The following is a 221-nucleotide window of genomic DNA, read 5'->3' on the forward strand; positions in this document are numbered from 1 at the left end:
CCAGCACAAAAGGCCGCACAATCATCAGCAACAAATTGCCCACGGTTGCGGCAATGGCGTTCACAACGGCACGCAACTTGCGCCACGCGCATACCCCTGCATATTCGACCCAGACTGATAAACAACCGCAAAAGAAAAAAAAGAATACCTTGTCGCAGCGCCTGGATGACTGGCGGTGCAAACGTACTGTACGCGCGTGGCACCGTAAGAAAAAACGTGCT

Annotated in this window: 1 protein-coding gene; it reads left to right on the forward strand. The window is 52.9% G+C overall.

All coding sequences use genetic code 11. The features are described from left to right. Positions 1-221, forward strand: a 221-nt coding sequence (locus tag H6B10_RS16860; protein ID WP_204652504.1) for a hypothetical protein, incomplete at both ends; no start/stop codon positions are given.

It is taken from the genome of Gemmiger formicilis (assembly GCF_016901605.1).
GTDB lineage: Bacteria > Bacillota > Clostridia > Oscillospirales > Ruminococcaceae > Gemmiger > Gemmiger formicilis_B.